Here is a 9,666-nt window from a genome sequence, read left to right as displayed (position 1 = left end):
TCGCACCCCCGCCTGTGTCTTCCCTCGCTCCCCGCCCCTTCGACGCTTCCAGCGACGGCAGCAGCTCCGGCAGCGCGGCCCCCGCCGACATCCTTCACGACGTGTTCGGCTACGCGCGCTTTCGCGGGGCCCAGCAGGACATCGTGGAGCACGTGGTGGGCGGCGGCGACGCGCTGGTGCTCATGCCCACGGGCGGCGGCAAGTCGCTCTGTTATCAGATTCCGGCCATTGCGCGGCAGCGCGCGGGGCGCGGCGTGGCGGTGGTGGTGTCGCCGCTGATCGCGCTGATGCACGACCAGGTCGGCGCGCTGCACGAAGCGGGGGTGAGCGCGGCCTTCCTGAATTCGACGCTCGACTGGGAACAGACGCAGGACGTGGAGCGCCGCATGCTGCGCGGCGAGATCACGCTGCTGTACGCGGCGCCCGAGCGCGTGAACACGCCGCGCTTCTTGTCGCAGCTCGATTCGCTGAACGAGCGCGGCAAGCTCTCGCTGTTCGCCATCGACGAGGCGCATTGCGTGAGCCAGTGGGGCCACGACTTCCGCCCCGAGTACCGCGCGCTCACTGTGCTGCACGAGCGCTATGCGGGCGTGCCGCGCATCGCGCTCACGGCCACGGCCGACGACCTCACGCGCGCCGACATCGTCGAACGGCTGCAGCTGGAAGAAGCGCGCCAGTTCGTCTCCAGCTTCGACCGCCCGAACATCCGCTACACCATCGTCGAGAAGAAAGACGCCACCACGCAGCTGCTGCGCTTCATCGAGCGCGAGCACGAGGGTGATGCGGGCGTGGTCTATTGCCAGTCGCGCAAGCGCGTGGAAGACCTCGCGACGACGCTGCAGGGCGCCGGCATCAACGCGCTGCCGTACCACGCGGGCCTCGATGCGGCGGTGCGCCAGAAGCACCAGGACCGCTTCCTGCGCGAGGAAGGCATCGTGATGGTCGCGACCATCGCCTTCGGCATGGGCATCGACAAGCCCGACGTGCGCTTCGTCGGCCACGTCGACATGCCCAAGAACATCGAGGGCTACTACCAGGAAACCGGCCGCGCGGGCCGCGACGGCGCCCCCGCCGACGCCTGGATGGCCTACGGCCTGAACGACGTAGTGAACCAGCGCCGCATGATCGACGAGAGCCCGGCCGGCGAAGAGTTCAAGCAGGTGATGCGCGGCAAGCTCGACGCCCTGCTGTCACTGGCCGAGGCCAGCGACTGCCGCCGCGTGCGCCTCCTGGGCTACTTCGGCGAGAAGAGCACGCCCTGCGGCAACTGCGACAACTGCCTGAACCCGCCGCAGGTGTGGGACGGCACCGATGCCGCGCGCAAGCTGCTGAGCACCATCTACCGCGTGCAGCAGCTCAGCGGCATCAGCTTCGGCGCGGGCCACATCATGGACATCCTGCGCGGCAAGGCGACCGAGAAGGTCAAGCAGTTCGGCCACGAGCGCATCAGCACCTTCGGCATCGGCGCGGAGTTCAGCGAGGTGGCGCTGCGCGGCGTGCTGCGCCAGCTGATCGCCACGGGCGCGCTGGCGGTGGACGCCGAAGCGTTCAACACGCTGAAGCTCACCGAGGGCTCGCGCGCGGTGCTCAAGGGCGAGACCTCGGTGTCGCTGCGCGAGTCGGTGTCGTCGCCCGCCGAGCGCAAGCCCCGGCGCGAGAAGGCCGCCAAGGGCGCGCCGTCGCCGGCGGCCGCCTCGCTCGACGACGTGGGCAAGAAGCGCTTCGAGGCGCTCAAGGCCTGGCGCGCCGAGGTGGCCAAGGAACACAACCTGCCGGCCTACGTGATCTTCCACGACGCCACGCTGGCCGCCATTGCCGAGCGCGCGCCCGCGACGCTTGAAGACCTGCAGGGCATCAGCGGGATCGGCACGAAGAAGCTCGAAGCCTACGGCGCCGAAGTGCTTCGCGTGTGCGAAGCCTTCTGACCCTCTCCGGCTAGAGCAGGCGGGCGGCCTTCGAGAAATCGATGGACGCGAGCACCGCGGCGCGCATGGCCGTCAGCAGATGGCGCTCGTCGTTGCTGCGCTTCTGGAAGGTGTAGGTCAGCGCGGGCAGGGCCTGGCGGGCCTTCAGGATGCGCAGGTCGCCGCGGCGCGACAGCAGGCGCGCCCATCCTTCCGGCAGGAACCCGACACCGATCCCCTCGATCAGCAGGCCGGCGACGGCACCCCAGCTGTTGCAGCTGAGGCGGTGCGGCGCCTCGAGGTTCTCGGCCATGAGCCATTCGTCGAGCAGGCGGCTGGTGCCCGCGCCAGTCGGCAGCGTCACGATGGGATGCTGCGCGAGCAGCGGCGCGCCGAGGGTCGTGGTCTTGCCCGCCAGCGCGGGCGCGGCGACCCACACGAAATGCGCCTGGCCCACGGTGTGCGACGAGATCAGCCCGTGGTGCGGTGAGCGCCCGGCGATCACCGCGCAGTCGAGCTCGCCGTTGCGAAGGCGCTCGTCCAGCGCCGAGCCGAAGTTGACGTGCGGCTCCAGGCGCAGGTCGGGCAGGTGCCGCCCCACATGCGCGACGAGCTGGGGCAGCCAGGTCAGCGCGCTCAGCTCGCCGATGCCGAAGGTGCAGCGACCTCCGAGGCTGGCGGGCGCGCCGATCGACCGCTTCGTTTCGTCGGCCGCCAGCAGCAGCGCAGCGGCGCGCGGCAGGAAACGCTCGCCCGCGTCCGTGAGCGTGGCCCGCTGCCCGGCGCGGTCGAACAAGGACGCGCCGAGCGACACCTCCAGCTCGGCCAGGCGCTTGGACAGCGACGAGGTCGACAGGTGCAGCCGCTGCGCCGCGAGCGCAAAGCTGGCGCAGGTCGCGGCCCAGTAGAACGCCTCCAGTTGCTTCAGCGTCATGCGCCGTTCCTCTCTGTCATTTCGAAAAAAGCGAAATGACAAATTACCATAAATTCGCTTTTTTTAAACCTTCTGCACGCCTACAGTCCGCGCGGACCGAACGACTGACTGGATGGCGGACATGACTGTTTTCTCGCGTGCCTTCGATGCCCCGCGCCCCGCGCCGGCGCAAGCCCCTGCTGCTGCCGCCGCGACACCACGGCGTCTGGCCGGCATCCTGTCGCTGCAGGACTTCGAGCACGCGGCCCGGCGCCGCCTGCCGCGCCCGCTGTTCGGCTACATCGCCGGCGCGGCGGAGGACAACCGCTCGCTGGACGCCAACCGCGCCGCATTCGACGCGCACGATTTCCTGCCCCGGGTGCTGGTCGACGTCTCCCGGCGCTCGCAGGAGGTCACGCTGTTCGGCCAGCGCTACGCGTCGCCCTTCGGGATCGCGCCGGTCGGCATCAGCGCGCTGTCGGCCTACCGCGGCGACCTGGTGCTCGCGCAGGCGGCGCAGGCGGCCGGCATTCCCGCGGTCATGAGCGGCACCTCGCTCATCCCGATGGAAGAAGTGGCCCAGGCCGCGCCCGGCACGTGGTTCCAGGCCTACCTGCCGGGCGATGCGGCGCGCATCGACGGCCTGGTGGCGCGCATCGCCGGCGCGGGCTTTCGCCACCTGGTCGTCACGGTCGACATTCCGGTCTGGGCGAACCGCGAAAACAACGTGCGTGCCGGCTTCACGACGCCGCTGCGGCCCAGCCTGCGGCTTGCATGGGACGGCCTCGTGCGGCCGCGCTGGCTGCTCGGCACGCTCGCGCGGACCTTCGTGGCGCACGGCATGCCGCATTTCGAGAATTCGTTCGCCACGCGCGGCGCGCCTCTTTTCTCCAGCACCGCGATCCGCGACACGACCGGCCGCGACCACATCCACTGGGACCACATCGCCCGCATCCGGCAGCAGTGGCGCGGACCGCTGATCCTGAAGGGCATTCTTCATCCGGCCGATGCGCGGCGCGCGCGCCAGCTCGGCGCCGATGGGCTCATCGTCTCCAACCACGGTGGCCGGCAGCTCGACGGCGCGGCCCCGGCCCTGCGCGCCCTGCCGCAGGTGCTGGACGCCGCGGGCGAGCTGCCCGTGATGGTCGACGGCGGCGTGCGTCGCGGCAGCGACGTGCTGAAGGCGCTGGCGCTGGGCGCCAAGGCCGTGTTCGCCGGCCGCCCGTTCATGTATGCCGCCGCCGTGGGCGGCCACGCGGGCGTCACGCACGCGATCCGGCTGCTGCGGGACGAGGTCGACCGGAACATGGCCATGCTCGGCGTCAACGACCCGGGCGAGCTCGACGCGAGCTGCCTGATTCCGCGGCGCCCCTGACCTGTTCCCCACTCATCCCGCCCATTCCATCAATCCAAGAGGAGGAAGACACCTTGCCCAAAAACCCCACCCTGTTCGCCCTCGCCTGCCTGCTGGCGGCAAGCGTGCCCGCCCATGCGCAGGGCTACCCCGACAAGCCCGTCAAGCTGCAGGTGCCGTTCGCGCCGGGCGGCACGACGGACATCATTGCGCGCGTCATTTCCGAGCCCCTGGGCAGGCACCTGGGGCAGAGCGTCATCGTCGAGAACAAGTCGGGCGCGGGCGGCGCGATCGGGGCCGCCGAGACCGCGCGCGCCACGCCCGACGGCTACGCGCTGGGCATCGGCACCGTGTCGACGACGGCGGCGAATCCGGCCATCAACCCCAAGGTGCCGTACAACCCGAAGGCCGACTTCACGCCCATCATCAACCTGGCGGCCACGCCCAATGTCATTGCGGTCCATCCCAGCTTTCCGGCACGGGACTACAAGGGCTTCATCGAGGTGCTGAAGAAGAACCCCGGCAAGTACGCCTACGCCACCGCAGGCACGGGCAGCATCGGGCACCTGCAGATGGAGCTGTACAAGGGCATGGCCGGCGCGTCCGTCACGCACATCCCCTACCGCGGGTCGGGCCCGGCGCTCAACGACACCGTCGCGGGCCAGGTCGCGATGATCTTCGACAACCTGCCTTCCGCCCTGCCGTTCATCAAGGACCGTCGGCTGATCCCGATCATCGTGGCGGCGTCCGAGCGCCTGAAGGACCTGCCCGACGTGCCGACCTTCAAGGAGGTCGGCCTCGCGCCGGTGAACCGCATGGCGTACTACGGCATCGTGGGCCCCAAGGGCCTGCCCAAGGACGTGGTGGACAAGGTGCACGCGGCGGCGCGCAAGTCGCTCGAAGATCCTGCCGTGCGCAAGCGCATCCAGGACACCGGCTCCTTCGTCGTCGGCAACACGCCGCAGGAATTCACGCAGCAGATCGCCGCCGAGTTCGACGTGTACAAGAAGGTGGTGGACACCGCCGGGCTCACGCCGGACTGAACCCGCGAGCGCCTCGTCAGGCCACCGACGCCCAGACCGGCGCCATCGCGCGGTAGAGCGTGCGGAAGGCCTCCAGCCGGGGCTGGTAGGCCGCATGCAGGGCGGCGTCGGGCGCCAGCACCTGGCGCACGGCCGGCGCGACGACCACACCCGCCGGGTCTTCGCCCGTGACCGCCAGCCGCGCGAGCCGCGCCGCACCGAAGGCCGGGCCGCGGTCGGCGGATTCGTACAGCACCAGCGGCACGTCCAGCACCGACGCGATCAGCTGCGCCAGGAAGGCGGAGCGCGCGCCGCCGCCGATCAGCGCCAGGCGCTCGGGCCGCGCCGTCTGCGCGCTCAGCGCTTCCAGGCCGTCGGCGAGCGAGAAGGCGATGCCTTCGCAAACCGCCTGCATCAGGTCGGCGCGCGTGGTGGCGCCCGACAGGCCGACGATCGCGCCGCGCGCGAAGGGGTTGTTGTGCGGCGTGCGCTCGCCGAACAGATAAGGCAGCGCGAGCAGGCGCGAGGGCCCGGTGTACGCGGCCTCGACCTCGGCCAGCAGCGCGCCGACCGAGGCACCGCCGGTGCACGACGCCAGCGCCGCGAGCGGGCTCGCGCCGTTGAGCAGCGCGGCCATGCGGTACCAGCGCTGCGGCAGCGCGTGGCAGAAGGCGTGCACCAGCCGCTCGGGATCGGGGCGGTGCGCGGTGTCGGCCACCAGGATCTGCGCCGAGGTGCCGAGCGACACGAAGCCGTCGCCCGGCCCGACCACGCCGATGCCGACGCCGCCCGCCGCGGCATCGCCCGCGCCGCCCGCAATCGGCACGCCGCGCGGCAAGCCCCAGCGCGCAGCCAATGCATCGCGCACGGTGGCACAGGGCTCGCACGACTCGACCACGCGCGGCAACCAGGCGGGACCGACCCCGCAGGCGGCGAGCGCCTGCGGCGACCAGCGGCGCTGCGCCTGGTCGAACAGCCAGGTGCCGGCGGCGTCGGTGACGTCGGTCACTTTCTCGCCCGACAGCTGCAGGCGCACGTAATCCTTGGTCAGCAGCAGCGAGCGGGCGCGCGCCACGGCCTCGGGCTCGTGGGTGCGCAGCCAGCGCAGCTTCGGGCCGGTGAAGCCCGCCATCGGCTGCACGCCGACGGCGCGCCGCAGGGCCAGGTCGGTCTGCATGAGCTCGGCGGCCTCGGCGGCGGCGCGGCCGTCGTTCCAGAGGATGGCGGGGCGCACGGGGCGGTCGGCCGCGTCGAGCAGCACCAGCGAGTGCATCTGGCCCGACAGGCCGATGCCTTGCACGCCGGCCATCGCTGTCGGGTGCGTGCGCGCCAGCTCGTCGAGGCCGTCGGCCACGGCGGCCCACCACTGGTCGGGGTCGTGCTCGCACCACAGCGGCTGCGGGTACTGCGAAGTGAGCGGCCGATCGACCGTGGCCACGACCTGCAGCAGCTGCAGGTCGGTCAGGACGATCTTGACCGCGGAGGTTCCGATATCGATGCCGATCAGCATGCGTGTGTTCCCTGTTCGAGGGCCGAAGTATCGGCGCTCCGGCCCCGCGCGCCGGCTGACGGCAGGTGGTTTACGAGCCGCTCGCCGGCAGCGTGATCGGCACCGGCCGCGTGAGCAGGTCGATGTAGAGCTCGAAGAAGCGCGCGTTGTCGAACTTCTTCACCACCGTCATCTTCTGCAGCGGCACGCCCGCGGGCGGCGTGGTGTAGCCGATGGAGCGGCCGTTGTCGGCGGCGCCGGGCTTGGCCACCACGTCGACATAGCGCTCGACGGTCTGCGTGGCGTAGCGCGGATCGATGAGGTAGGCCAGCACCAGCGTGTCCCAGATGTTCTGCGTGTAGTTCGGGTTGTTCTCGAAGCCGTTGGTGCCGCTGAAGCCGTAGCCGTTGAGCTTGCGGAACACCTCGGTCACGGCCGTGGGCTTGGCCGGGTGCGCGATGCGGTCGTAGACGGGCTTGGTGAGGAACACGGTGTCGGTCACGTCCAGCGGCACCACCACCTGCGGGATCGGCAGGCGCACCACGAACTGCGCGGCCTCGGGGTCGAACCACCAGTTGAACTCGGCGAAATGGGTGGTGTTGCCGGCCACGTCGACGGCGCCGCCCATGTAGATGATCTTCTTGATCAGCGGCACGATGTCGGGGCTCTTCTTCACGGCCAGCGCGATGTTGGTGAGCGGGCCGATGGCCAGAATGGTGATTTCGTTCGGGTTGGCCTTGACGGTGTCGATGATGAAGTCGACCGCGCTCTTGCGCTGCACCACGGTGCGCGTGGCGAAGCCGTCGGGCGAGGGCTTGAGGTCGGCGTCGGTCTTGGGCTCGGGGCCGCTCCAGGCGCCCAGGTAGCCGTCGCCGCCCGCGCCGGCCTTCATCTCGGCCTCGATGGTCGCGTAGTCGTGGTTGATGGCGTAGTTCTCGCCCACGTAGACACCGATGCGCTGGCCCACGCCCAGGCGCTCGACCGACATCAGCGCATCGGCCACGCCCTGCTTGAGCCACTGGTTGCCCGAGACGACGCTGATGCCCATCACCTGCACCTTGCCCTCGGCCTGCAGCTGCGCGGCTATGACGCCGAGCTGGCCGTCGTCGCTCATGGTGTTGTAGTCGCTGTCGATGATGACTTTCTGCGCCACCGGCGTTGCGGCGAACCCGGGCGCCAGGCCGATGCCGTCATTGCCGCCCCCGCCACCGCCGCATGCCGTGAGCACGGCCACGACGACGAGCCAGAAGGTCGTCACTGTCCATTTGCGCATCTGTTTCTCCTAAGTGTTTGGTTTTCAGCCCGGTTTCCCAACGGGGCGCCAGGGAGTGAAAACGTTTGCGCAAACCTTTGCGCAAACGTTTGCCAAACTCTAAGTGGCAGGCCGCAGGCGTGGCAATGGGGTGCGGCTAGGGGTTTTCCGCGAGGCCGGCGCCGGCCTCGCGCGCGGGGTCAGGCCGTCTATCAGCCCGGGTTGGGCACAAGGTCGATCAGCCGGTTCTCGCGCAGCGGCGAGCGGGGGCGCAGGAAGGGCTCGTCTTCTTCCACCGGCGCGGCGGCCTTCTCCAGGCCCAGGGTGTCCGCGGCCTTGGCGGAGGCCGTGGCCGCCGCGCACGAACCGGTGTCGCGCAACCGCAGCGCCGCGGCCAGCCGGCCTTCGGCGGCGTCGCCCAGGGGGTGGTCGAAGTCGTCGGCCACGGCGCAGCTGGCATTGGGTGCAAAGCCGTCGCCGTAGTCGCCGAAACCGGCCTGGTTGACGCCCTTGAAGTTGACCGCGAAGTAGGTGGTGCCGCAGTTGTCCTGCGGAACGAACCCGTAGGGCTTGCCGCAGGTGGTGGCGCCTACGAGGTTGACCGTGACGCCCACGCCGCGCAGGCTGTTGATGACCGACTCGCTGGCCGAGCAGGTGCTGCGGCCCGTCAGCAGCGTGACGCGCGACAGGCCCAGCGTGGGCAGGGGCTGGCCGGCGCGGGTGGTCGTGAAGAAGGGCGTGAGGTTGTCCGCGAGCGTGGTGCGGTACGGGTTCTTGTCGTTGAAGGTCAGCAACTCGAAGGTCTTGCCGTTCGTCGGGCCCGGCCCGGCCACCATGTAGGCCAGCTGGCTCGCGATGCGCAACTGGCCACCGCCGTTGTAGCGCATGTCGATCACGAGGTCCTGGACGCCGCCGTCCTGCTTGAGCGTGTTCATGGCCGTGACCAGCTGCCCCTCGGCGGTCGAGATGTGGTCGTTGAACAGCAGGTAGCCCACGCGGTTGCCGGCCGGCCCGATGGTGCGGGTGTACAGCACCGGGGTGCTCGTGATGCGCTGGGCCGTGAGCTCGATCGGGCTGCCGCGCGTGCCGCTCACCTCGAAGGTGAAGGTGTGCTTCTCGCCGAGGTTCTGCGGCGAGATCGCGCGGTTGATGATGTCGACATTGGCCTGCCCGGTGCTGGCCACCACGTCGACGCCGTCGACCGCGAGCAGCTTGGCCCCGCGCGCCAGGCCGGCCGCCGCCGCCGGCGAACCCGGCTCGACGAAGGCGAGACGGATGTTGCGCGGCGGCGAACTGCGCACCGCCGCCGTGTCCATGCCGTAGCCGACCGACACGCCGCCCTCCGACTCCAGGCGGTACGCCTCGGTGTCGAGGTAGAAGTGGAAGCGATCCTTGAGCTGGCCCGAGGGCGTGGTGGCCTGCGTCTTGAGCACGCTGAACCAGGTCAACGGCGTGGCGTAGTCGGACGCCTTGAGGGTCGTGGGCACCTCGTTGTACCAAAGGTAGGTTTCGTCGATCCAGCCGCGCACCCAGCTCTTCTCGTTGTCGACGGTGCCAGCGGTGTCGGGGTACGCGCGACCGGTCGCGGGGTTGATGCCCCGGCGCGGCGCGGCGCACTGGCCGGCGACCGTCGCAGACGCGACGATGCCGCCCTCGCCACCGTTGCCCCCGCCTCCCGGCACGGGCGTCGGCAGCACGCCGATCGGGAAGCCACCGCCGCCACCTCCTCCTC

General features: G+C 70.4%; 7 protein-coding genes. 3 read left to right on the top strand and 4 right to left on the bottom strand.

Annotation, left to right across the window (positions count from 1 at the left end):
- The first annotated feature begins 14 nt into the window (after positions 1-14).
- Positions 15-1,925 carry a DNA helicase RecQ gene (recQ, locus tag AC3WQR_RS31070; RefSeq protein ID WP_492745870.1) on the top strand — a complete coding sequence of 637 codons (1,911 nt, stop codon included), beginning with the start codon at positions 15-17 and terminating at the stop codon, positions 1,923-1,925.
- A gap of 10 nt (positions 1,926-1,935) precedes the next feature.
- Here the strand turns inward: recQ and AC3WQR_RS31065 are convergent, their stop codons facing one another.
- Complete coding sequence (locus AC3WQR_RS31065; RefSeq protein WP_492745868.1) at positions 1,936-2,838, bottom strand: LysR family transcriptional regulator; 903 nt, start codon at positions 2,836-2,838, stop codon at positions 1,936-1,938.
- Between the two features lie 121 nt (positions 2,839-2,959).
- Here AC3WQR_RS31065 and AC3WQR_RS31060 point away from each other — a divergent pair, with 121 nt between their 5' ends.
- Entirely contained in the window at positions 2,960-4,192 is a 1,233-nt protein-coding gene (locus AC3WQR_RS31060; protein WP_492745867.1) for an alpha-hydroxy acid oxidase, read from the top strand.
- Between the two features lie 53 nt (positions 4,193-4,245).
- A complete protein-coding gene (locus AC3WQR_RS31055) occupies positions 4,246-5,214 on the top strand; it encodes a tripartite tricarboxylate transporter substrate binding protein BugE (protein WP_492745866.1) in 969 nt (322 codons plus the stop codon).
- Between the two features lie 16 nt (positions 5,215-5,230).
- Here AC3WQR_RS31055 and xylB read toward each other — a convergent pair whose 3' ends face one another.
- The 3 genes from xylB to AC3WQR_RS31040 all read right to left on the bottom strand — a co-directional run.
- The gene (gene xylB, locus AC3WQR_RS31050) at positions 5,231-6,703 is read right to left on the bottom strand and encodes a xylulokinase (RefSeq protein WP_492745864.1); all 1,473 of its coding nucleotides are present in this window, start codon (positions 6,701-6,703) and stop codon (positions 5,231-5,233) included.
- A 70-nt stretch (positions 6,704-6,773) separates the two neighbouring features.
- Positions 6,774-7,955, bottom strand: coding sequence for a nucleoside hydrolase (locus AC3WQR_RS31045; protein WP_492745862.1), 1,182 nt, complete (start codon positions 7,953-7,955; stop codon positions 6,774-6,776).
- A gap of 191 nt (positions 7,956-8,146) precedes the next feature.
- Positions 8,147-9,666 (bottom strand): S41 family peptidase (locus AC3WQR_RS31040; protein WP_492745860.1); only part of this gene is annotated, 1,520 nt, incomplete at its 5' end.

This window comes from Variovorax sp. FW305-3-2-15-B-LB1 (genome assembly GCF_058787635.1).
Note: the sequence above shows the minus strand (reverse complement) of the source record. Positions and strands in the feature narration are given on the sequence as shown.